The 20210-nt window shown below is 68.6% G+C and carries 20 protein-coding genes and 1 tRNA gene; 15 read left to right on the plus strand and 6 right to left on the minus strand.

Annotated features, from left to right (window positions below):
* The first annotated feature begins 14 nt into the window (after nt 1-14).
* The 3 genes from ISN75_RS08255 to ISN75_RS08265 all read left to right on the plus strand — a co-directional run bounded on the left by ISN75_RS08255 (nt 15) and on the right by ISN75_RS08265 (nt 3264).
* Nucleotides 15-782, plus strand: a complete 768-nt coding sequence (locus ISN75_RS08255) for a CvpA family protein (RefSeq protein ID WP_167258718.1) — start codon at nt 15-17, stop codon at nt 780-782.
* Between the two features lie 22 nt (nt 783-804).
* Nucleotides 805-2280: an amidophosphoribosyltransferase gene (purF, locus tag ISN75_RS08260; RefSeq protein WP_343820605.1), complete on the plus strand. Its 1476-nt coding sequence runs from the start codon at nt 805-807 to the stop codon at nt 2278-2280.
* A 174-nt stretch (nt 2281-2454) separates the two neighbouring features.
* On the plus strand, nt 2455-3264 hold the full coding sequence (locus ISN75_RS08265; protein ID WP_343820607.1) for a ferritin-like domain-containing protein: 810 nt from the start codon (nt 2455-2457) through the stop codon (nt 3262-3264).
* A 69-nt stretch (nt 3265-3333) separates the two neighbouring features.
* Here ISN75_RS08265 and ISN75_RS08270 read toward each other — a convergent pair.
* Nucleotides 3334-3410, minus strand: a tRNA-Pro gene (locus ISN75_RS08270).
* Nucleotides 3411-3578: 168 nt separating this feature from the next.
* Here ISN75_RS08270 and hisS point away from each other — a divergent pair.
* A complete protein-coding gene (hisS, locus tag ISN75_RS08275; RefSeq protein WP_167258712.1) occupies nt 3579-4952 on the plus strand; it encodes a histidine--tRNA ligase in 1374 nt (457 codons plus the stop codon).
* Between the two features lie 98 nt (nt 4953-5050).
* On the plus strand, nt 5051-6952 hold the full coding sequence (locus ISN75_RS08280) for an HAL/PAL/TAL family ammonia-lyase (protein WP_208399931.1): 1902 nt from the start codon (nt 5051-5053) through the stop codon (nt 6950-6952).
* 442 nt (nt 6953-7394) lie between these two features.
* On the opposite strand, the gene ISN75_RS08285 is transcribed toward ISN75_RS08280, so the two are convergent.
* Nucleotides 7395-8009 carry a DUF998 domain-containing protein gene (locus tag ISN75_RS08285; protein ID WP_343820610.1) on the minus strand — a complete coding sequence of 205 codons (615 nt, stop codon included), beginning with the start codon at nt 8007-8009 and terminating at the stop codon, nt 7395-7397.
* Nucleotides 8010-8174: 165 nt separating this feature from the next.
* On the opposite strand from ISN75_RS08285, the gene ISN75_RS08290 reads away from it, so the two are divergent.
* From ISN75_RS08290 to hisIE, 9 genes are read left to right on the plus strand one after another with little or no spacing between them, the layout of a single operon-like run.
* Nucleotides 8175-8507 carry a YerC/YecD family TrpR-related protein gene (locus ISN75_RS08290; RefSeq protein WP_167258708.1) on the plus strand — a complete coding sequence of 111 codons (333 nt, stop codon included), beginning with the start codon at nt 8175-8177 and terminating at the stop codon, nt 8505-8507.
* Complete coding sequence (gene hisG, locus ISN75_RS08295; RefSeq protein WP_167258706.1) at nt 8504-9397, plus strand: ATP phosphoribosyltransferase; 894 nt, start codon at nt 8504-8506, stop codon at nt 9395-9397. Before ISN75_RS08290 ends, hisG begins: the two co-directional genes overlap by 4 nt.
* Nucleotides 9394-10701 carry a histidinol dehydrogenase gene (gene hisD, locus ISN75_RS08300; protein ID WP_343820611.1) on the plus strand — a complete coding sequence of 436 codons (1308 nt, stop codon included), beginning with the start codon at nt 9394-9396 and terminating at the stop codon, nt 10699-10701. Before hisG ends, hisD begins: the two co-directional genes overlap by 4 nt.
* Nucleotides 10698-11759 carry a histidinol-phosphate transaminase gene (gene hisC, locus ISN75_RS08305; protein WP_168647610.1) on the plus strand — a complete coding sequence of 354 codons (1062 nt, stop codon included), beginning with the start codon at nt 10698-10700 and terminating at the stop codon, nt 11757-11759. The genes hisD and hisC overlap by 4 nt, the downstream gene beginning before the upstream one ends.
* Entirely contained in the window at nt 11756-12820 is a 1065-nt protein-coding gene (hisB, locus tag ISN75_RS08310; RefSeq protein WP_167258700.1) for a bifunctional histidinol-phosphatase/imidazoleglycerol-phosphate dehydratase HisB, read from the plus strand. The genes hisC and hisB overlap by 4 nt, the downstream gene beginning before the upstream one ends.
* Nucleotides 12820-13422: an imidazole glycerol phosphate synthase subunit HisH gene (gene hisH, locus ISN75_RS08315; RefSeq protein WP_343820614.1), complete on the plus strand. Its 603-nt coding sequence runs from the start codon at nt 12820-12822 to the stop codon at nt 13420-13422. Before hisB ends, hisH begins: the two co-directional genes overlap by 1 nt.
* Nucleotides 13419-14147, plus strand: a complete 729-nt coding sequence (gene hisA, locus ISN75_RS08320; protein WP_168647609.1) for a 1-(5-phosphoribosyl)-5-[(5-phosphoribosylamino)methylideneamino]imidazole-4-carboxamide isomerase — start codon at nt 13419-13421, stop codon at nt 14145-14147. The genes hisH and hisA overlap by 4 nt, the downstream gene beginning before the upstream one ends.
* Complete coding sequence (gene hisF / locus ISN75_RS08325; RefSeq protein ID WP_167258694.1) at nt 14141-14911, plus strand: imidazole glycerol phosphate synthase subunit HisF; 771 nt, start codon at nt 14141-14143, stop codon at nt 14909-14911. Before hisA ends, hisF begins: the two co-directional genes overlap by 7 nt.
* A gap of 12 nt (nt 14912-14923) precedes the next feature.
* Nucleotides 14924-15556 (plus strand): bifunctional phosphoribosyl-AMP cyclohydrolase/phosphoribosyl-ATP diphosphatase HisIE, encoded by a 633-nt coding sequence (gene hisIE, locus ISN75_RS08330; RefSeq protein WP_343820617.1) that lies wholly within the window; start codon nt 14924-14926, stop codon nt 15554-15556.
* A 958-nt stretch (nt 15557-16514) separates the two neighbouring features.
* Here hisIE and ISN75_RS08335 read toward each other — a convergent pair.
* The 4 genes from ISN75_RS08335 to ISN75_RS08350 all read right to left on the minus strand — a co-directional run bounded on the left by ISN75_RS08335 (nt 16515) and on the right by ISN75_RS08350 (nt 19556).
* Nucleotides 16515-17546 (minus strand): C13 family peptidase, encoded by a 1032-nt coding sequence (locus ISN75_RS08335; protein ID WP_343820619.1) that lies wholly within the window; start codon nt 17544-17546, stop codon nt 16515-16517.
* 16 nt (nt 17547-17562) lie between these two features.
* Entirely contained in the window at nt 17563-18249 is a 687-nt protein-coding gene (gene mtnC, locus ISN75_RS08340) for an acireductone synthase (RefSeq protein ID WP_167257489.1), read from the minus strand.
* A 93-nt stretch (nt 18250-18342) separates the two neighbouring features.
* Nucleotides 18343-18912, minus strand: a complete 570-nt coding sequence (locus ISN75_RS08345) for a 1,2-dihydroxy-3-keto-5-methylthiopentene dioxygenase (RefSeq protein ID WP_167257490.1) — start codon at nt 18910-18912, stop codon at nt 18343-18345.
* Nucleotides 18909-19556 carry a methylthioribulose 1-phosphate dehydratase gene (locus tag ISN75_RS08350; RefSeq protein ID WP_168647605.1) on the minus strand — a complete coding sequence of 216 codons (648 nt, stop codon included), beginning with the start codon at nt 19554-19556 and terminating at the stop codon, nt 18909-18911. The genes ISN75_RS08345 and ISN75_RS08350 overlap by 4 nt, the downstream gene beginning before the upstream one ends.
* A gap of 175 nt (nt 19557-19731) precedes the next feature.
* Here ISN75_RS08350 and ISN75_RS08355 point away from each other — a divergent pair, with 175 nt between their 5' ends.
* Nucleotides 19732-20061, plus strand: coding sequence for a high-potential iron-sulfur protein (locus ISN75_RS08355; protein WP_167257492.1), 330 nt, complete (start codon nt 19732-19734; stop codon nt 20059-20061).
* Nucleotides 20062-20210: the final 149 nt, after the last annotated feature.

Genomic DNA, 20210 nt, shown 5'->3' on the forward strand with positions numbered 1-20210 from the left:
AGGCCAGCGCCGCCATGAACTGGGCCGACTACATCATCCTGGCGGTACTGGGCATCTCGGTCTTGATCGGGTTGTGGCGCGGCCTCATTTCCGAGGTGCTGGGCCTGCTGATCTGGGTCACCGCGGCGTGGATCACCTGGACCTTCGGCCCGCACGTGGCGGAGTTGTACGCGAACAAGATCAGCCTGCCTTCGGCGCGCCTGGCGGCCGGCTATGCCACCACCTTCGTCGGCGTGCTGGTGCTGGGCATCGTGGTGCGCTTCCTGGTGGCCAGGCTGGTGCAGGGCACCGGCCTGAGCGGCACGGATCGCCTGCTGGGCATGCTGTTCGGCCTGGCGCGCGGCGTGCTGGTGGTGACGGTAGGCGTGTTCCTGGTGAGCCTCACCGCGCTGACGCGCGATCCGTGGTGGCAGCAGTCGGCCTTGCTGCCGCAGTTCACCGGCGTGGCCGGCTGGCTGAACCAGCAGGTGCCGAGCAGCGCCCGGCGCTTCCTGCAGCAGCCGTCGACGGCGATGGACGGGCTGCCGTCGCTGCCGGACAAGCTGCCGGAGCTGCGGCTGCCGACCCAGTTGCCCAGCCAGCTGCCGCAACTGCCCAGCCAATGGCAAGGCCAGCTGCAAGGCCTGCCGGCGGCACTGCAGGGCCTGGCGCCCGCACCGGCCCGCAGCGCAGCGCGCGCGCCCGGCGCGGACGCCGCGGTACCGCGCGACCCGGCCGCCATGAGCGCCGCGCGCGACCCCAAGGCAGTGGAAGCCGCCCCGCGCCAGACAACGAATCCTTAAAGCACTTACAGGCATCACAACCATGTGCGGAATCATCGGCATCGTCGGTACCACCGAGGTGGCATCGGCCCTCTACGACGGCTTGACCGTGCTGCAGCACCGCGGCCAGGACGCGGCAGGCATCGCCACCGTCGAGGGCGCGCGGCTGCGCCTGCACAAGGGCAACGGCCTGGTGCGCGACGTGTTCAACCAGACCGCGATGACCGGCCTGCGCGGCCGCATCGGCATGGGCCATTGCCGCTATCCCACCGCCGGTTCCGACGGTTCCTCGGAAGCGCAGCCGTTCTACGTGAACTCGCCCTACGGCATCGCGTTCGCGCACAACGGCAACCTGGTCAACACCGAAACGCTGCGGCGCGAGATGTTCGAGGACGACCGCCGCCACATCAACACCGATTCGGATTCCGAAGTGCTGCTCAACGTGCTGGCGCACGAGCTGCAGATCCAGGACCGCATGGCGCTCACGCCCGACCACATCTTCAAGGCCGTGGCCGGGGTGCACGCGCGCGCGCGCGGCGGCTACGCCTGCCTGGCGCTGATCCTGGGCTACGGCCTGCTGGCCTTCCGCGATCCCAACGGCATCCGTCCGCTGGTGCTGGGCGAGCGCGTCACCGCGGAAGGCCGCGAATACGCGGTGGCGTCGGAGTCGGTGGCGCTGGACATCCTCGGCTTCAAGCGCCTGCGCGACCTGGCGCCGGGCGAGGCGGTGTTCATCAGCGTCGACGGCCAGCTGTTCAGCCGCATGTGCGCCGAGGGCGCCACGCATGCGCCGTGCATCTTCGAGTACGTGTACCTGGCGCGGCCGGACTCGATGATCGAGAACGTCTCGGTCTACAAGGCGCGCCTGCGCATGGGCCAGAAGCTGGCCGAGAAGATCCTGCGCGAGCGTCCGGACCACGGCATCGAGGCGGTCATTCCCATCCCCGACACCGCCCGCACCGCCGCCAGCGCGCTGGCCGAGGCGCTGGGCGTGCCGTTCCGCGAGGGCTTCGTCAAGAACCGCTATATCGGCCGCACCTTCATCATGCCGGGGCAGGGCGAGCGCGTGAAATCGGTGCGCCGCAAGCTCAATCCGGTGGAGCTGGAATTCCGCAAGAAGAACGTGCTGCTGGTGGATGACTCCATCGTGCGCGGCACCACCTCGCGCCAGATCATCCAGATGGCGCGCGATGCCGGCGCGCGCAACGTGTTCTTCGCCTCCGCCGCGCCGCCGGTGCGCTATCCGAACGTGTACGGCATCGACATGCCGGCAGCGTCGGAACTGGTCGCCGCCGGCCATACCGAGAAGGAAGTGGAGCAGGTGCTCGGCGCCGACTGGCTGATCTACCAGGACCTGAAGGACCTGTTCTGGGCGGTGCAGGACGGCAACGAGTCGCTGACCCACTTCGATGCCTCCTGCTTCAACGGCGAGTACGTCACCGGGCTGGACAAGCAGTATCTGGAACAGATCGAGATGCTGCGCTCGGACGATGCCAAAGCCGCGCGCCGCAGCGCGTAAACCTCCATACCGGAGTCCTTCTCCCTCCGGGAGAAGGTGGCGGCAGCCGGATGAGGGTACGGCCGGAGCGGTGCACATCACTCTCGCTACTCCGCCCGCACCCTCACCCCAACCCCTCTCTCCCACGGGACTACCTTCGGGTCGCCGGTGGGAGAGGGGCTTAAAATTCTCGCCATGACCGACCTCCACCAAGCCGCGAAGCGCTGCCTCGACGCCACCGATCCGGCGGAGAAAGTGCGCCTGACGCGCGCGGCCTGGAACGCCTTGCTGGCCGGCGAACTGCAGCCGGATCCAGCCTCGCCGGCGCCCGAACCCATCGGCGCGCCCGGCCGCCCCGAACGCCCGCTGCTGGTCCACGCCAGCAAGGTGCCCAGCCGCGGCCTCGGCAGCTCCGAAGGCCGCGCGGCGCTGGTGCATGCCGTGGCGCATATCGAATTCAACGCGATCAACCTGGCCTGGGACGCGGTCTACCGCTTCCGCGGCAAGCCCGGCGCCTACTACCGCGACTGGGCCAGCTGCGCCCACGACGAGGCGCGCCACTTCGACATGCTCAGCGAGCGCCTGGCGGAACTGGGCCACGCCTACGGCGATTTCGACGCGCACAACGGACTGTGGGAAATGGCCGAGAAGACCGCACATCACGACACCGCGCGCATGGCCCTGGTGCCGCGCGTGCTGGAAGCGCGCGGGCTGGACGTGACGCCCGGCATCATCGAGCGCCTGCGCGGCGCGGGCGACGAGCGCACCATCGCGATCCTGGAAGTGATCCTGCGCGAGGAAGTGGCGCACGTCGCCGCCGGCACGCGCTGGTTCAGCCACTGCTGCGAACGCGACGGGCTGGAGCCGCGCCAGGCCTTCCTGGATCTGCTGCGCGGCTACATGGGCCGCACGCCGCGCGGACCGTTCAACCGGCAGGCGCGGCTGGAAGCGGGCTTCGACGCCGAGGAAATGGACCGGCTGGCCGAACTGGCGCTGCTCGACTGAGCTGCCTGCGTTGCCGCGGCGAAGCGCGGACATGAAAAAGCCGGCGCTGGGCCGGCTTGATCATCGAATTGGTCGGGGTGACATGATTCGAACATGCGACTTCTACGTCCCGAACGTAGCGCTCTACCAGGCTGAGCTACACCCCGTGGGAGCCGCGTATCTTAATGACCCTCGGCGGACTTCGCAACAGGTCCGGAACATTCCGATTCCGCGCCGCGCCCGGCGAAGGGGCGCGCAGGCCTTCTGCTAACCTATGCGGCTACCGCCGCGCGCCATGGCGCCGGCAGCGTTTCCCTTTCGAAGCAGAGGATTTCATGGCGCTTACCCCGGCCCGCACCATGCCCGGTGTACTCGAGCTGCTGCCGCTCGACCAGATCGCGTTCCAGCGCATGCTCGACACGATCCGCCGCAACTACGAGCGCTTCGGTTTCCTGCCGGTGGAAACGCCGGTGATGGAGTTCTCCGAGGTGCTGTTGACCAAGACCGGCGGCGAGACCGAGCGCCAGGTGTATTTCGTGCAGTCCACCGGGTCGCTGGAGCAGGGCGAGAAGCCCGAGCTGGCCCTGCGCTTCGACCTCACCGTGCCGCTGGCCCGCTACGTGGCCGAGCACGAGCACGACCTGAGCTTCCCGTTCCGCCGCTACCAGATGCAGCGCGTGTACCGCGGCGAGCGCGCCCAGCGCGGCCGCTTCCGCGAGTTCTATCAGTGCGACATCGACGTGATCGGCAAGGACGGCCTGTCGGTGCGCTACGACGCCGAGCTGCCGGCGGTCATCTACAGCGTGTTCCGCGAACTGAACATCGGCGCGTTCACCATCCAGCTCAACAACCGCAAGCTGATGCGCGGCTTCTTCGAGAGCCTTGGCGTGAGCGACGCCGAGCAGCAGACCCTGGTGCTGCGCGAAGTGGACAAGCTGGACAAGCGCGGCGCCGACTACGTGCGCGAGACGCTCACCGGCGCAAGCTTCGGCCTGGCCGCCGACGTGGCCGAGAAGATCCTCGCCTTCGTGCAGGTGCGTTCCAGCTCGGTGCGCGAGGCGTTCGAGCAGCTCGACGCGCTCGGCGCGGGTCCGGAGTCGATGGAGCAGGGCCGCGCGGAGCTGAAGGAAGTGCTGGGCCTGATCCGCGACTTCGGCGTGCCGGAATCGCATTTCGCGCTGAACCTGTCGATCGCGCGCGGCCTGGACTACTACACCGGCACCGTCTACGAGACCACGCTCAACGACTACCCGCAGATCGGCTCGATCTGCTCCGGCGGCCGCTACGAGAACCTCGCCGGCCAGTACACCAAGTCGCGCCTGCCGGGCGTGGGCATCTCCATCGGCCTGACCCGCCTGTACTGGCAGCTGCGCGAAGCCGGCCTGGTCAGCACCGCGCGCAGCACGGTGGACGTGCTGGTCACGCAGATGGACGAGTCGCGCATGGCCGACTACCTGGCCGTGGCCAGCGAATTGCGCGGCGCCGGCATCGCCACCGAGGTGGTGCTGGAAGGCGGCAAGCTGGCCAGGCAGTTCAAGTACGCCGACCGCGCGGGCATCCGCTTCGTGCTGGTGCTGGGCGAGGACGAACTGGCCAAGGGCGTGGTCACGGTGAAGGACATGCGCCGCCAGGACCAGTTCGAAGTCGCCCGCGCGGAACTGATCAAGACGCTGCGCGTCGAGCTGGCGCAGGCCGAGATCGCGCCGTGATCCCGGCGCGGACGCCGTCGCCGATGGCGTCCGTGCGGTTCCTCTTGCCGCATCCCCATTCCCCCTGAGACCAGCGCCCACCGGCGCGGAGCACACCTATGAGCCATATCCATGAGCGTGAGCAGATCCGACTCGATGGCAGCAGCCTCACTCGCGCGCAACTGGTTGCCGCCGCGCGCGAGCGCGTGCCGGTGGTGCTGGACGAGGCGCAGCTGGCGCGCGTGCAGCGCGCCGCGGATTTCCTCGCCGACAAGGTGAGCTGCGGCGAGCCGACCTACGGCGTCACCACCGGTTTCGGCAGCAACGCGGACAAGCTGCTGGGCGCGCATCGCCTGCGCGATGAGCTGCCCGGCGGCCACCCTGAAAAGCCGGAAGGCACGCTGCTGGAAGAACTGCAGCACAACCTCATCACCACTCATGCCGTGTGCGTCGGCAAGCCGTTCGCCGAGGACGTGGTGCGCGCCATGCTGGTGATCCGCATCAATACCTTGATGCGCGGCCATTCGGGCATCCGCGTGGAAACCCTGCGCGCGCTGGCCGCGCTGCTCAACAGCGGCGTGGTGCCGGTGGTGCCGGAGAAGGGCTCGGTCGGCGCCAGCGGCGACCTCGCCCCGCTGTCGCACCTGGCCATCGTGCTGCTCGGCGGCGGCGAAGCGTTCTACCAGGGCGAGCGCCTGCCCGGCGCCGAAGCGCTGGAGCGCGCGGGCCTGGCGCCGATCCGCCTGTCCTTCAAGGAAGGCCTGGCGCTGAACAACGGCACCGCGCAGATGCTGGCCACCGCCGCGCTGGCGCTGGACACGCTGGAGTACCTGCTGGACACCGCGGACCTGGCCGCCGCCATGACACTGGACGCCTTCGCCGGCCGCAGCGGCGCGCTGCGCCCGGAAGTGCACGCGCTGCGCCCGCATCCCGGCCAGGTGGAAACCGCCGGGCACGTGCGCGAGCTGCTGACCGAAAGCACGCTGGTGGACATTCCTTACCACCTGGTGCCGCGCTTCAAGCAGTGGGCTTCCGATGCGTGGACGGCGCCGGAAGACCAGGCGCTCAGCTTCGACATCGGCTGGGACTGGGTGCCGGCCAACCAGCGCCACGGCCGCGAGGCCTTCTACAGCCGCTTCCTGCCGTTCAAGGGCGGCAAGAAGCACCAGCCGCAGGATGCCTATTGCCTGCGCTGCATGCCGCAGGTGCATGGCGCGGTGCGCGATGCCTGGGCGCAGGCTTGCCGCGTGATCGATATCGAGCTCAATGCGGTCACCGACAATCCGCTGATCTTCCCGGATGCGGAGGGTGCGCAGTTCATCGAGGAGCAGGTGATTTCGGCGGGCCATTTCCATGGGATGCCGCTGGCGCTGGCGATGAGTTACGTCAAGGCGGCGATTCCGGTGCTGGCTTCGATTTCCGAGCGCCGGCTCAACAAGCTGGTGGATCCGGCGACCAACGATGGCCTGCCGGCGTTTCTCACCGGCAATGAGGACGGTACCGATTCCGGCTTCATGATCGTGCAGTACACGGCGGCGGCGCTGGTCAACGATCTGGCGACGCGGGCGCATCCGGCGAGCGTCTACTCGGTGCCGACGAGTGCCAATGCTGAGGATCATGTGTCGATGGGCGCCAATGAGGCGCGGCATGTGCTGGAGATGCTGGATGATCTCAGCCATGTGATCGCGTTGGAGTTGTATACGGCGGCGCAGGCGCTGGATTTGCGCCAGGCGATGTTGAATGCCGCGCGGCGGCTTGCGGCGCGTGGCGATTGGAAGGCGCTCGCCGCCAAGGTGGCTAACGCGCCGCGGGAGGATCATGCGCATTACGCGCAGTTTGCTGCGGAGGTGCAGCAGTTGACCTCGGCCTTGGCCGGGGTGGGGGATTTCCACGCGGGGGAGGCGGTGCGCAAGGCGCACGATGTGTTGCGTGGGCATATTGGGTTTATGTCGCGTGATCGCGCGATGGATGGGGATGTGCGCACGGTGTGCGAGCTGGTGCAGCGGCGCGCTGTCGGCTGAATGCTCGTCGTTCTGGCGTAGACCTCCCTACTCGTCATCCCGGCGTCGGCCGGGATCCAGTAGCGACTAGGTGAGGTTGTCGCGACTTGGCCGCTTATGCAGCGGGCATTTCGGACGCCTGCCGGCGCCCGAGTCACTTTCTCTTTGCTGGCCCAAAGAGAAAGTAACCAAAGAGAGAATGGCCTAAGAGCCAAGGCTCGCGACGCGACTAGAAGGAGCAGTGGGCGGCTGCGGTAGTCTGATTAACCTGGGTCTACACGAAACCGCAGTGCGTTTACGTAGCGGCTGCTTCAACGTGCCGTGGCCGAGAGGACGTTCAGCGACCGGGGCCAGCTTTTGCTTTTCGTTCCTGCCTACCTCACGACATCACCCCTCTCCCCTCCGGGGAGAGGGCAGGGTGAGGGGCCAAGGCTTGCGGCAACACGCATCGAGCCAAAGCCCTTTATCTGACGCCAGCCGCGCGCCGCATATGCCGCGCCGCCCACGCCAGCCACACCAGAATCAAGCCGATCGTCAGCTTCTGCATCAGCCCATGCGGCAGGTCGCGCAGGAATACCTGGGACCACAGCACCACGGTCGCGAGCCACGCCACGATCCATCCCGCCGTGTTGCCTGTGCGCAGCAGGGCATCGCGTCGCCAGCGTGCATTCAACAGCAGCATTCCGAAACTCAGCCACAGAAACGTGGCCTGCGCGGCGAGGCCGTGAATCAGGCGTGCCGGTTGTTCGTACGGTGAGCCGAGGAATAGCTCGGTGAGTGCGACGACGGGCAGGGCCAGGCCGGCGCCTGCGAACAGCGTCGAGGCCAGGCGGCTGCGCAGCGGTGGCGATGTTGCGCGGTATCCGCCCAAGGCAAAGCCCAGCAGGCCGGCCGAGATCAGGTAATACGCCAGGCGCACGTAGGCGCCGCCGGGACCGGTGAGATAGAAGCTGAGGGGGATGGCGATGGGGTCCAGGTCGTGCCGCCAGAACTGGGCGGCGCCGCAGACCAGGGCGAAGACAGTGGTGGTGAGCAGGAGGAGATGGGCGGTCGGGGCGACGGGGCGCGTGTCGGTCATGGGGCGCGTTGGGGCGGAAAGTCGCGGATTGTAGGCCTTGGGCGGGTGAAGCGGTCGTTGCGGGGTGTGGCGGTCCGGGTGGGCAATAAGCCCCGGGTAGCGGGCTTGCTGCAAGCGCACAAGCGGGTTATAGTTTGCTCCACTGTATTAACGCGTTAGTACATTATGAAGCGTCGATCGCTGGATCCCGAACTGCCTGCCGAGTCCGCCGAGCTCAGTCTGAGCGAGGCCTTGCTGTCGTTGAAGAACACCGAGGAGATGAGCGCCTTCCTGCGCGACCTGTGCACGCCGGCCGAGCTGGAAGTGCTGGTGGATCGCTGGCGGGTGGTGCCGTATCTGCTGGACGAGGTGCCGTACCGGGAGATCCACGAGCGCACGGCGGTGAGCATCACCACCATCGGGCGCGTGGCGCGCTTCCTCAACCAGGGCAACGGCGGCTATCTGGCCGCCGCGGCCCGTGCGTCGCGCCGCCGGGCGGCGAAGAAGGGGCGTGCATGAAACCGCGTGACCGCCTGCGTATCGCCATGCAGAAATCCGGCCGGCTGACCGAGCCGGCGCTGGACCTGCTCAACCGCTGCGGCCTCAGTTTCCGCCAGAGCCGCGACAAGCTGTTCCTGTTCGGCGAAGGCGAGCCGGTCGACCTGCTGCTGGTGCGCGACGACGATATCCCGGGGCTGATCGCCCAGGGCGTGTGCGACCTCGGCATCGTCGGCCGCAACGTGCTCAGCGAATACTCGCTTACCGACGGGCGCGAGACCGAACCGCTGGCCGAATGGCGGCCGCTCGGCTTCGGCCGCTGCCGGCTGTCGATCGCGGTGCCGCAAGAGATGAACTACGAGCAGCCGCCGCAACTGGCCGGGCTGCGCATCGCCACCTCGTATCCGGGACTGCTGCGCGACTGGCTGCGCCGCAGCGGCGTCGACGCCGGCGTGGTGACCCTGGCCGGTTCGGTCGAGATCGCGCCGCGGCTGGGCACGGCCGACCTGATCTGCGATCTGGTGCAGAGCGGCGGCACCCTGGTCGCCAACCAGCTGCGCGAGGCCGACGTGCTGCTGGAAAGCGAGGCGGTGCTGGCCGGCCCCAAGGTGCTGCCCACCGACGAGCGCGGCGACATGATCGAGCTGCTGCTCAAGCGCCTCGACGGCGTGATGCAGGTGCGCGAGTCGCGCCTGCTGCTGCTGCAGACCTCGCGCCAGCACCTGGACGCGGTGACCCGCCTGCTGCCGGGCGGCCCGCAGCCGACCCTGCTGCCGGTGGCGGGGCAGCCGGACCAGCTGATGCTGCAGGCGCTGTGCGCGGGCGAGGTGAGCTGGCGGCAGCTGGAAGAGATCAAGAAGGCCGGCGCGCGCGAGATGTTCGTGCTGCCGGTGGAGAAGATGCTGGCATGAAACGACTGGACTGGAATGCGCTCGATCCCGCGGCGCAGGTGCAGGCACTGGCCCGTCCCGCGCAGTCGCGCGCGGAGGAACTGCGCCGCGGCGTCGAGGCGATCGTCGCCAAGGTGCGCGCCGAAGGCGATGCCGCCTTGCGCGAGCTGAGCGCGAAGTACGACCGCTGCGCGATCGAGGCGATCGAGGTGACGGCGGAGGAATTCGCCGCCGCCGAAGCGGCGCTCGCACCGGAGCTCAAGGCCGCCATCGAAGAAGCCGCCGCGCGCATCGCGGCCTTCCATCGCGAGTCCGCGCCGCGACCCGTCGCCGTGGACACCGCCCCCGGCGTGCGCGTCGAACGCGTGCTGCGTCCGATCGCCAAGGTCGGCCTGTACGTGCCGGCCGGCAGCGCGCCGCTGCCGTCGACCGCGCTGATGCTCGGCGTGCCGGCGGGCATCGCCGGCTGCCGCGAGATCGTGCTGTGCTCGCCCGCGCGCGCGGACGGCCGCTGCGACGAGGCGGTGCTGTATGCCGCGCGCGTCACCGGCGTGCACCGCGTGTTCAAGCTGGGCGGCGCGCAGGCGATCGCCGCCATGGCCTATGGCACGGAAACCGTGCCGCGCTGCGACAAGCTGTTCGGCCCCGGCAATGCCTGGGTCACCGAGGCCAAGCTGCAAGTATCCGGCGACCCGGACGGCGCCGCGATCGATATGCCGGCCGGTCCTTCGGAAGTGCTGGTGATCGCCGACGGCCAGGCCGATCCGGAATTCGTCGCCGCCGACCTGCTGTCGCAGGCGGAGCATGGCCCCGACTCGCAGGTGATCCTGCTCAGTCCCTCCGATGCGCTGCTGGACCGCGTGGCGGTGGAAGTCGACAACCAGTGCGCGGCCTTGCCGCGGGCGGACATCGCGGCGCAGGCGCTGGCGCAGAGCCGCCTGATCCTGGTCGATTCGCTGGAACAGGCGGTGGCGGTAAGCAACCGCTACGCGCCGGAGCACCTGATCCTGCAGGTGGCCGCGCCGCGCGCGCTGCTGGACGGCATCGACAGCGCCGGCTCGATCTTCCTCGGCGCCTGGACGCCGGAATCGGTGGGCGACTACTGCAGCGGCAGCAACCACGTGCTGCCCACCTACGGCTATGCGCGCAGCTACAGCGGCGTGTCGGTGGCCAGTTTCCAGAAGCAGATCACCGTGCAGGAACTGAGCGCCGACGGCCTGCGCGCGATCGGCCCCTGCACCGCGACCCTGGCCGCCGCCGAGCAACTGGAAGCGCACCGCCGCGCGGTGACGCTGCGCCTGGCCGCGCTGGAGGCGAAGGCATGAGCGTGCTCGATCTGGCGCGTCCGGAGATCCGCGCCATGCAGCCGTATTCCTCGGCGCGCATGGAAGCCAGCGGCGGCGCCATCCTGCTCAATGCGAACGAATCGGCCTGGGCGCCGGCGGGCGCGGCGGGGCAGGGCTGCAACCGCTATCCCGATCCGCAGCCGGCCGCGCTGCTGCAGGCGCTGGCCCAGCTCTACGGCGTGCGCGAGGAGCAACTGCTGGTCGGCCGCGGCAGCGACGAGGCGATCGACCTGCTGGTACGCGCGTTCTGCCGCGCGGGGCGCGACGCCATCGCGATCCAGCCGCCGACCTTCGGCATGTACTCGGTGTGCGCGCGCATCCAGGACGCGGGCATCGTGGAGGTGCCGCTCGCCGCCGATTTCACGGTGGATGCCGACGCTCTGCTGGCCGCCATCACGCCGGCGGTGAAGCTGGTCTTCGTCTGCACGCCGAACAATCCCACCGGGCAGCCGGTGCCGCGCGCCACCATCGAGCGCCTGGCGCGCGAGTTGGCCGGCCGCGCGCTGCTGGTGGTGGACGAGGCCTATGTCGAATTCGCCGATGGCGGCAGCGTGGCGGAGCTGATCGACACTTACGACAACCTCGCCGTGCTGCGCACCTTGTCCAAGGCCTGGGCGCTGGCCGGCGCGCGCGTCGGTACGCTGCTGGCAAATGCCGAGGTGATCGCCCTGTTGCGTCGGATCATTCCGCCGTATCCGCTGCCGCTGCCTTGCGTGACGGCGGCGCTGGACGGCCTGTCGGTGCCGGGCCAGGCGGAAGCGGCCGGACATATCCGCATCGTGCGCGAAGAGCGCAGCCGGATGGCCGCCGCGCTGGCCGCCGTGCCGGGCGTGCGCGAGGTGCTGCCTTCGCAGGCGAATTTCCTTGCCGTGCGCTTCGACGATGCCGGCGGCGCCTATCAGCGCCTGTTCGCGGCCGGGATCGTGGTCCGCGACGTACGGCGTTATCCGAATCTTGCCGATGCCTTGCGCATTACCCTGGGTACTCCGGCGGAGAATACGCGTGTGCTCGAAGTGCTGAATGGAGGACGCGTATGAGCCGCAAGATGCTTTTCGTCGACCGCGACGGCTGCCTGATCGAGGAACCGGCCGACGAACAGATCGACAGCTACGAGAAACTCGCCCTGCTGCCCGGCGTGATCGCCGCGCTGCAGCGCTGCGTGGCCGCCGGCTACGAGCTGGTGATGGTCACCAACCAGGACGGCCTGGGCACCGACAGCTTCCCCGAGGCGCATTTCACCGGCCCGCACGAGCTGCTGATGCGCATCCTGTCCTCGCAGGGCATCCGCTTCCGCGAGGTGCTGATCGACCGCAGCTTCCCGCGCGACGGGCTGGACACGCGCAAGCCCGGTGTCGGCATGCTGCGCCATTACCTGGCCGACGACAGCTGGAGCCGCGGCCTCTCGGCCATGGTGGGCGACCGCCAGACCGACCTGCAGTTCGCCGCCAACATGGGCGTGCGCGGCTTCCTGGTCGGGCCCAAGGGCCAGTCGTGGGAAGAGATCGCGCACCAGCTGCTGGATGCGCCGCGCACCGCCACGGTCGTGCGCAACACCAAGGAAACCCGCATCACGGTAAGCGTGGACCTGGACCGCGTGGCCGAGCCCAAGGCCCGCACCGGCTTGGGCTTCTTCGATCACATGCTGGAGCAGATCGGCAAGCACGGCGGCTTCGCGCTGGAACTTGAGTGCGACGGCGACACGCATATCGACGAGCACCACACCATCGAGGACTGCGCATTGGCCCTGGGGCAGGCGTTGCGGCAGGCGCTGGGCGACAAGCGCGGGATCGGCCGCTACGGCTTCGTGCTGCCGATGGACGAATCGGAGGCCAGCGCGGCGCTGGATCTTTCGGGCCGCCCGTACTTCGTGTTCGACGGCAATTTCCCGCGCGAACGCGTGGGCGAGGTGCCGACCGAGCTGGTGCCGCATTTCTTCCGCTCGCTGTGCGAGACCCTGGGGGCGAACCTGCACCTGAGCGTCTACGGCGAGAACGCGCACCACATGGTCGAGGCCTGCTTCAAGGCGGTGGCGCGCGCCCTGCGCGACGCCATCCGCCGCGAGGGCAGCGAGCTGCCCAGCACCAAGGGAGCGCTGTAATGGCCGTGGTGCTGGTCGATGCGGGCGGCACCAATATCGGCTCGGTGCGCTACGCGCTGCAGCGGCTGGGCGCGGATGCGGCGCTCACCGCCGATGCGCAGGCGATCCGCGCCGCCGACAAGGTGATCCTGCCCGGCGTCGGCGCCGCCGGCCCCGGCATGGCGCGCCTGCGCGAGCTGGGGCTGGCGGAGCTGATGCGCTCGCTCACCCAGCCGGTGCTGGGCGTCTGCCTGGGGATGCAATTGCTGTTCGAGCGCTCGGAAGAAGGCGATACCGAGTGCCTGGGCGTGATCCCCGGCGCGGCGCGCCGTTTCGCCGACACGCCGGAGCTGCGCGTGCCGCACATGGGCTGGAACAAGCTGCGCGTCGAGCGCGGGCATCCGCTGGTGGCCGGGCTCGGGAACGGACCGGGGCACGAAGGCTGGGCCTACTTCGTGCACAGCTACGCCTTGCCGCCGGGCGAGCACACGCTGGCCAGCGCCGATTTCGGCGGTGCGTTCTCGGCCGTCGTCGCGCGCGGCAATTTCCACGGCATGCAATTCCACCCCGAGCGTTCCGCCGCCGTCGGCGCCAGGCTCCTGCAGAACTTCCTCGAACTATGAGCTTTACCGTCATCCCCGCCATCGATCTGCGCGCCGGCCGCGTGGTGCGCCTGCGCCAGGGCGACTACGCCCAGCAGACCACCTACGAGTTCGAGCCGCGCGCGCTGGCCCTGCGCTACGCCGGCGCGGGCGCCATGTGGCTGCATGTGGTGGACCTGGACGGGGCCCGTTCCGGCAGCCTGGACAACCTGCGGGTGATCGAGGCGATCGCCCGCGACGGCATGCACGTGCAGGCCGGCGGCGGCGTGCGCGGCGAGGACGATCTGCGCCGCCTGTTCGATGCCGGCGTGGCGCGCGTGGTGCTCGGCAGCGTGGCCATCCGCGAGCCCGAACGGGTCGGCGGCTGGCTGCACGAGTACGGCGCGGAGCGGTTCACCATCGCGCTGGACACGCGCCGCATCGACGGACGCTGGGCCCTGCCCAGCGCCGGCTGGACCGAACTGGAAGCCCGCTCGCTGGACGAGCTGGCGCCCTGGTACGCCGAGCGCGGCGCGCAGCAGCTGCTGTGCACCGACATCGACCGCGACGGCATGCTGGCCGGGTTCAACCTGGAGCTTTACCGCGAGCTCGCGCGCAGCGTGCCGGCGCTGGCCGTGCAGGCTTCCGGCGGCGTGCGCTCCATAGAAGACATCGTGGCGGCGCGTGACGCGGGCGCGCAGGGCGTGATCCTGGGCCGCGCCCTGCTGGAAGGCCGCTTCACCATCGAGGAGGCATTGGCATGCTGAGCCGCCGCATCATTCCCTGCCTGGACGTGCGCGACGGCAAGGTGGTCAAGGGCGTGCGCTTCCGCGACCACGTGGTGATGGGCGAGATCGTCGAGCTGGCCATGCGCTACCGCGACGAAGGCGCCGACGAACTGGTGTTCTACGACATCACCGCCAGCCCGGAAGGGCGCAGCGTGGACCGCGGCTGGGTCGAGCGCGTGGCGCGCGAGATCGACATCCCGTTCTGCGTGGCCGGCGGCATCCGCAGCGTGGAAGAAGCGCGCGCCGTGCTGCACGCCGGCGCCGACAAGATCTCGGTCAACTCGCCCGCGCTGGAACGCCCCGCGCTGATCGGCGAACTGGCCGATGCATTCGGTGTGCAATGCGTGGTGGTCGGCGTGGACAGCCTGCGCGACGCCGACGGCGAATGGCGCGTGCGCCAGTACACCGGCGACCCGGGCAAGACCCAGGCCCTGGCGCGGCGCACGCTGGACTGGATCGAGGAAGCCCAGCACCTGGGTGCCGGCGAGATCGTGCTCAACTGCATGGGCAGCGACGGCGTGCGCGAAGGCTACGACCTGGAGCAGCTGCACGCCGCACGCAGGTTGTGCCGCGTGCCGCTGGTGGCCTCCGGCGGCGCGGGTGCGCCGGAGCATTTCCGCGATGCGTTCGCGGTGGCCGACGTGGACGGCGCATTGGCGGCCAGCGTGTTCCACAGCGGCACGATCGCCATTCCCGCGCTCAAGCACTACCTGCGTGGCGCGGGCATTGCGACACGTCTCTGACCGGAATCGACCATGACCGACTTCAACACCGACTTCGCGCGACTGGACTGGAGCAAGGGCGACGGCCTGCTGCCCGCGGTGGTGCAGCACTGGCTGACCGGCGAGGTGCTGATGCTCGGCTATATGAATGCCGAGGCTTTGGCGAAGACGCGGGATTCCGGCCAGGTCACGTTCTTCAGCCGCAGCAAGCAGCGCTTGTGGACCAAGGGCGAGAGCTCGGGACACGTGCTGGCGTTGAAGTCGCTGCGCGTGGATTGCGACGCAGACACGCTGCTGGTGCAGGCGGAACCGCAGGGACCGACTTGCCATCTCGGCACGTCGAGCTGCTTCGGCGAGCAGGTGGGGGTGGCGCCGCCGTTGGGCTTTCTGGCCGTGCTCGACCGGTTGGTGGAGCGGCGCCACGCTGAGCGCCCGGAGGGCAGCTACACCACGCGTTTGTTCGAGGGGGGCGTTCGCCGTATGGCGCAGAAGGTGGGTGAGGAGGGGGTGGAGACCGCTCTCGCTGCGGTGGCGCAGGATGATGAGGCGTTGCTCGGCGAGGCCGCTGATCTGGTGTTCCACTTGATGGTGGTGCTGCGCGCGCGTGGCCTCGGCATGCGTGAGGTGTGCCGTGTGCTGGAGGCGCGGCATAGCCAGCGCCACTAAGGGGCTGGTGGAGTCCTTGCTCGTCATCCCGGCGTAGGCCGGGATCCAGTAGCGACTAGGTGTGGTTGTCGCGATTTGGCCGCTTATGCAGCGGGCATTCCGTGCGCCTGCCGGCGCCCGGGTCACTTTCTCTTTGCTGGCCCAAAGAGAAAGTAACCAAAGAGAAATGGCCTAAGAGCCACTGCTCGCGACGCGACTAGAAGGAGCAGTGGGCGGCTGCGGTAGTCTGATTAACCTGGGTCTACACGAAACGACAGTGCGTTTGCGTAGCGGGTGCTTCAACGTGCCGTTGCCGAGAGGATGTTCAAGAACTGAGGCTGGTTTTGGTTCTTCGTTCCTGCCTACCTCACGCTTTCATCCCTCTCCCCTCCGGGGAGAGGGCAGGGTGAGGGGCCGGGCGGAGCGCAACGTCAAATCTTGCCGTGGCGTAGGTTGGGGTGAGCCGCAGGCGAACCCCAACACCCGCACCTTCACGCGCCTTGCCACGTTGGGGTTCGCTACGCTCACCCCAACCTACGCCGGCGTCGCGGGGTGTAACGCTGCGCTCCGCCCGAACCCTCATCCGGCTGCCGCCACCTTCTCCCGGAGGGAGAAGGATTCGACCTGAGAAGCTGAGGTAGAACGCACCGCTCAAGCTGGCCTCAGTCCTTGAACATCCTCTCGGCAACGGCACGTTGAAGCACCCGCTACGCAAACGCACTGTGGTTTCGTGTAGACCCAGGTTAATCAAGCTACCGCAGCCGTCCACTGCTCCTTCTAGTCGCGTCGCGAGCAGTTGCTCTGAGGCTATTTCTCTTTGGTTACTTTCTCTTTGAGCCAGCAAAGAGAAAGTGACTCGGGCGCCGGCAGGCGTCCGAAATGCCCGCTGCATAAGCGGCCAAATCGCGTCACCGCGAAAATCAAACGATACCGTTACTGGATCCCGGCCTACGCCGGGATGACGAGCAAGAAGGGCGAGCTACCGCGCCGCAGGCGCCACATCCACATGTGAGGGCTCAAACGCCACCGCCGCCCCAGGCTTCACATGCCCGCGCCAGCGCGCAAGCTGGTCCGCAATACCGGCGCCCACGTCGATCTGCGGCTCCGACGGCGTCAGGTGATCGCGCGTCTCCCACTGCGCGATCTCCCCCTTCGCCTGCTGGAACCCGGCAATAAAATCCGCCGTGCGATTCATCGCATCCACCAGCCACGCACGACCGAAATACGTGATGTCCGAATCGCTGCCGCAACCGAACGAACTGCGGTCGGCACGCGCAGCGGTCAGCACCAAAGTGCCAGGCCCCTTCAGCGGCGGCACGAAGCCGCCCGAGTAGCAGGCGTTCACCACCACCACTTTCCACTTGAACGGATGCTTGGCCAGGATGCCGGCCAGATCCGGCGCGCCGATCTGGTCCAGCGGCAGCGGGTCCATGTCGACCAGCAGGTTGTGGTCCGGATCGCCGTGCGAGGTGAGATAGAGCACGAGGATGTCCTCGTTCTTGTTCATCACGCCCGACAGCGCATCGAGCGCGCTTTCGAGGTTGCTCCAGGTGGCCAGCGGGCGGGTTTCCAGCGTGTCGGGGCTGTTGGCCAGCAGCAGCGGATGCACGGTGGCGCCGAAGCGGTCGGCGAACAGCTTGCCGGCGTATTCCACTTCGTTGTGGAACACGTCCTCGCCGCCGTCGCCGGCAAAGGCCACCAGATAAAGATTCGGCGTGCCGGCCACGCGCGGCCCCAGCTTGGCGATGGCCTCGCGCAGCATGCGCGGCTGGGCGTAGGCGACCTGCTCCGGCGTCGAGCCTTTTTCCGGCCAGCGGTCGGCTTCGTCTTCCGCGGCGGGGGCGGGCAGCTCGGCGGAGCTGGCCACGGCAGGTGCGGCCTTGGCGACCGTTGCCGCGGCAGCCGGCAGGGCATTGTGATGCGCCGCCAGCGCGGGCGCGGCGCGGTGCACCAGCAAGGTGAGCAGCACGCCGGCGGCGAAGGCGAGCAGGGCGGTCAGGGCAATGCGCATGGCGGCGGACGCGAACTCAGGGCTGGATGGCGTCGAAATCGGTATAGGCGGGGTGGCGCGGTGCGGCCGGCACCGCGAGCGGCGGGCGCAGCAGCCAGGCGGTGTGGAAGCCGGCGGCCTTGGCGGCGTCCAGTTCCTCCACGATGTCCGACAGGAACAGCAGGTGCTCAGGCAGCTCGCCGATCGCCTCGGCGATCTTCGCGTAGGAAGCCTGCTCGCGCTTGGGGCCGGTCTCGGTATCGAAATAGCCGGCGAACAGCGGGGTGAGGTCGCCGGCTTCGCTGTAGCCGAACAGCAGCTTCTGCGCGGCCACCGAGCCGGAGGAATACACGTACAGGCGCAGGCCTTCGCCGCGCCATTCGCGCAGGCGGGCGGCCACTTCCGGATACATGTGCGAGCGGTATTCGCCGCTGGCGTAGCCGTCCTTCCAGATCATGCCCTGCAGCGCCTTCAGCGCGGTGGACTTGCGGTCCTCGTCGATCCAGCGCAGCAGCAGCTCGATGATCTCCTGGCGGCTGGCCTCGACCAGGCCGGCTTCCTTGGCCGCCTCGTGCAGCCAGTGCTGCACCTCGGGCGTGTCGACGTGGGTTTCCACGTAGGCCGGCAGGCGCTTGCGCGCATAGGGGAACAGCACGTCCTTGACGAAGCTGATCGAGCTGGTGGTGCCTTCGATGTCGGTGACGATGGCGCGGATGACGGTCATGCGGATAGCCGTGGAAGCGATGACGGAAACGCGGGCCCGTGCAGCCGGGCCCGGAGTGGCAAGCTTAGCCGCGCCGCCGGGGCGCGGAGCGGTTCAGGCGGCCGCCTTCCCCGAGGCGTGCGGCAGCATGCGCGGGAAGCGCTGGGCGATGTCCTCGCCGGTGAAGTTGGCGACCCAGCCTTCCTTGTTGGTGAACAGGCGGATTGCCACGAAGTAGGGCGCCTCGCTCATGTCGAACCAGTGGCGGGTGCCGTCGGGCACGCCGATCAGGTCGCCCTGTTCGCACAGCACGTCGTAGACCTTGCCGTCGATGTGCAGGGTGAACTGGCCGGCGCCGGCGACGAAGAAGCGCACTTCGTCCTCGCTGTGGGTGTGCTCGCTCAGGAACTTCTGGCGCAGCGCGGCGCGGTCCGGGTGGTCGGGCTTCAGGCTGATGACGTCGACGGCCTGGTAGCCCTCGGTGTGCATCAGGCGGTCGATGTCGGCGCGGTAGGCGGCGATCACTTCGTCCTGGCTGGCGCCGGGGGCGATCGGCTGGCCGGCTTCCCACTGCTCGAAGCGCACGCCCACCCGGCCCAGCTCGCGCGCGATGTCGGCGTGCTCGGTGTGGACGGCAAGCGGCGCGTCGGGGCGCTGGTCGTCGAAAATGCGCAGGCGGCTCATGCGGACAATCTCCTCAGATCGAGTTCGCAGCCCAGCAGGAATTCCAGGGCTTCCAGGTGGCGGCGGGTTTCCGCCATGTCCCTGCCCCAGGTGTAGATGCCGTGGCCGTTGATCAAGTAGGCGTGCAGCGGCTTGCCGCTGTCGAGCCAGGCATCGACCTGGGCCACCAGCTCGGGCATGTGCTGGGTGTTGGGGAACACCGGGATGTCCAGTACGGCGTCGTGGGTGGTCTCGCCGGCGATGGCCTTCTGCAGCTCCCAGCCTTGCAGCCGCACCACGCCCTCGTTCGCGAACAGGCGCGAGGCCACGCTTTGCGTGCGCGAGTGGGTGTGCAGCACCACGTTCATCGGCGGCAGGCGGCGGTAGATCTGCGTATGCAGTTCGGTTTCCGCACTGGGGCGCGCGGCGGTGCCGACGGCCTTGCCGTGCATGTCGATCAGCATGATGTCGGCGCGGCCGAGCTTGCCCTTGTCGCGGCCGGAGATGGTGATGGCCGCGTGCTCCGCGTCGATGCGCATGGAGAAGTTGCTGCTGGTGGCCGGCGTCCAGCCGGCGAGCGCGAGTTCGCGCGCGGCGTCGGCGATGGCGTCGGCGCGTTCGGCGAACAGTTCCGGCGCGATGGAGGAGGGAAGGACCTGGCTCATTGCGATATGGACGTCCAAATGGCAGGGGACTATAGCACGCCGGTCCGCACGCCCTTTTGACAGCCGCGGCGCCGAATGCGAGCCATTCTCATGGTGTTGTGCAGGCCGGGCGTACCATGGCCGCCGATTCGCCGCCCGGCGCGGCGCCATGTCCCCAAGACGGAGGTTGTCCCCAATGTCGAACGACAAAACACTCGAGTCCCGCCGCCAGTTCCTGAAGATCGCCGGCGGCACCGTCGCCGCCGCCGCGGTGATCGGCACGCTGCCGCGCGTGGCGCGCGCCGCCGACCTGCCGCATGTGAGCCCGGACGATCCGACCGCCAAGGCGCTGGGTTATGTCGAGGACGCGGGCACCACCAAGGACGCCAAGCACAAGGCCGGCGACGTGTGCGCCAATTGCCAGTTCTATTCCGGCGGCGCTTCGGGCTACGGCCCCTGCCAGCTGTTCCCGGGCAAGTCGGTGAATGCGAAGGGCTGGTGCGTGTCGCATTCCAAGAAAGCCTGAGCGATCGCGGCATGCATAAAGAGGCCGGCCCTGGTGCCGGCCTTTTTCTTTGCGCGGCGGACATGAAAAAACGCGCCGTAGCGCGTTTGAAGAGAGTGTCTGGAGGCATCCATCGGCGATCGGAGGATCGAGCCGGAGAGAAGATGCAA

Source organism: Dyella marensis (assembly GCF_049532885.1).
GTDB lineage: Bacteria > Pseudomonadota > Gammaproteobacteria > Xanthomonadales > Rhodanobacteraceae > Dyella_D > Dyella_D marensis.

What these genes read in the sequence shown, in the direction of transcription:
- ISN75_RS08255 (WP_167258718.1), top strand. Translation starts at nt 15, where the DNA reads ATGAACTGGGCCGACTACATCATCCTGGCGGTACTGGGCATCTCGGTC.
- purF (WP_343820605.1), top strand. Translation starts at nt 805, where the DNA reads ATGTGCGGAATCATCGGCATCGTCGGTACCACCGAGGTGGCATCGGCC.
- ISN75_RS08265 (WP_343820607.1), top strand. Translation starts at nt 2,455, where the DNA reads ATGACCGACCTCCACCAAGCCGCGAAGCGCTGCCTCGACGCCACCGAT.
- hisS (WP_167258712.1), top strand. Translation starts at nt 3,579, where the DNA reads ATGGCGCTTACCCCGGCCCGCACCATGCCCGGTGTACTCGAGCTGCTG.
- ISN75_RS08280 (WP_208399931.1), top strand. Translation starts at nt 5,051, where the DNA reads ATGAGCCATATCCATGAGCGTGAGCAGATCCGACTCGATGGCAGCAGC.
- ISN75_RS08285 (WP_343820610.1), bottom strand. Translation starts at nt 8,009, where the DNA reads ATGACCGACACGCGCCCCGTCGCCCCGACCGCCCATCTCCTCCTGCTC.
- ISN75_RS08290 (WP_167258708.1), top strand. Translation starts at nt 8,175, where the DNA reads ATGAAGCGTCGATCGCTGGATCCCGAACTGCCTGCCGAGTCCGCCGAG.
- hisG (WP_167258706.1), top strand. Translation starts at nt 8,504, where the DNA reads ATGAAACCGCGTGACCGCCTGCGTATCGCCATGCAGAAATCCGGCCGG.
- hisD (WP_343820611.1), top strand. Translation starts at nt 9,394, where the DNA reads ATGAAACGACTGGACTGGAATGCGCTCGATCCCGCGGCGCAGGTGCAG.
- hisC (WP_168647610.1), top strand. Translation starts at nt 10,698, where the DNA reads ATGAGCGTGCTCGATCTGGCGCGTCCGGAGATCCGCGCCATGCAGCCG.
- hisB (WP_167258700.1), top strand. Translation starts at nt 11,756, where the DNA reads ATGAGCCGCAAGATGCTTTTCGTCGACCGCGACGGCTGCCTGATCGAG.
- hisH (WP_343820614.1), top strand. Translation starts at nt 12,820, where the DNA reads ATGGCCGTGGTGCTGGTCGATGCGGGCGGCACCAATATCGGCTCGGTG.
- hisA (WP_168647609.1), top strand. Translation starts at nt 13,419, where the DNA reads ATGAGCTTTACCGTCATCCCCGCCATCGATCTGCGCGCCGGCCGCGTG.
- hisF (WP_167258694.1), top strand. Translation starts at nt 14,141, where the DNA reads ATGCTGAGCCGCCGCATCATTCCCTGCCTGGACGTGCGCGACGGCAAG.
- hisIE (WP_343820617.1), top strand. Translation starts at nt 14,924, where the DNA reads ATGACCGACTTCAACACCGACTTCGCGCGACTGGACTGGAGCAAGGGC.
- ISN75_RS08335 (WP_343820619.1), bottom strand. Translation starts at nt 17,546, where the DNA reads ATGCGCATTGCCCTGACCGCCCTGCTCGCCTTCGCCGCCGGCGTGCTG.
- mtnC (WP_167257489.1), bottom strand. Translation starts at nt 18,249, where the DNA reads ATGACCGTCATCCGCGCCATCGTCACCGACATCGAAGGCACCACCAGC.
- ISN75_RS08345 (WP_167257490.1), bottom strand. Translation starts at nt 18,912, where the DNA reads ATGAGCCGCCTGCGCATTTTCGACGACCAGCGCCCCGACGCGCCGCTT.
- ISN75_RS08350 (WP_168647605.1), bottom strand. Translation starts at nt 19,556, where the DNA reads ATGAGCCAGGTCCTTCCCTCCTCCATCGCGCCGGAACTGTTCGCCGAA.
- ISN75_RS08355 (WP_167257492.1), top strand. Translation starts at nt 19,732, where the DNA reads ATGTCGAACGACAAAACACTCGAGTCCCGCCGCCAGTTCCTGAAGATC.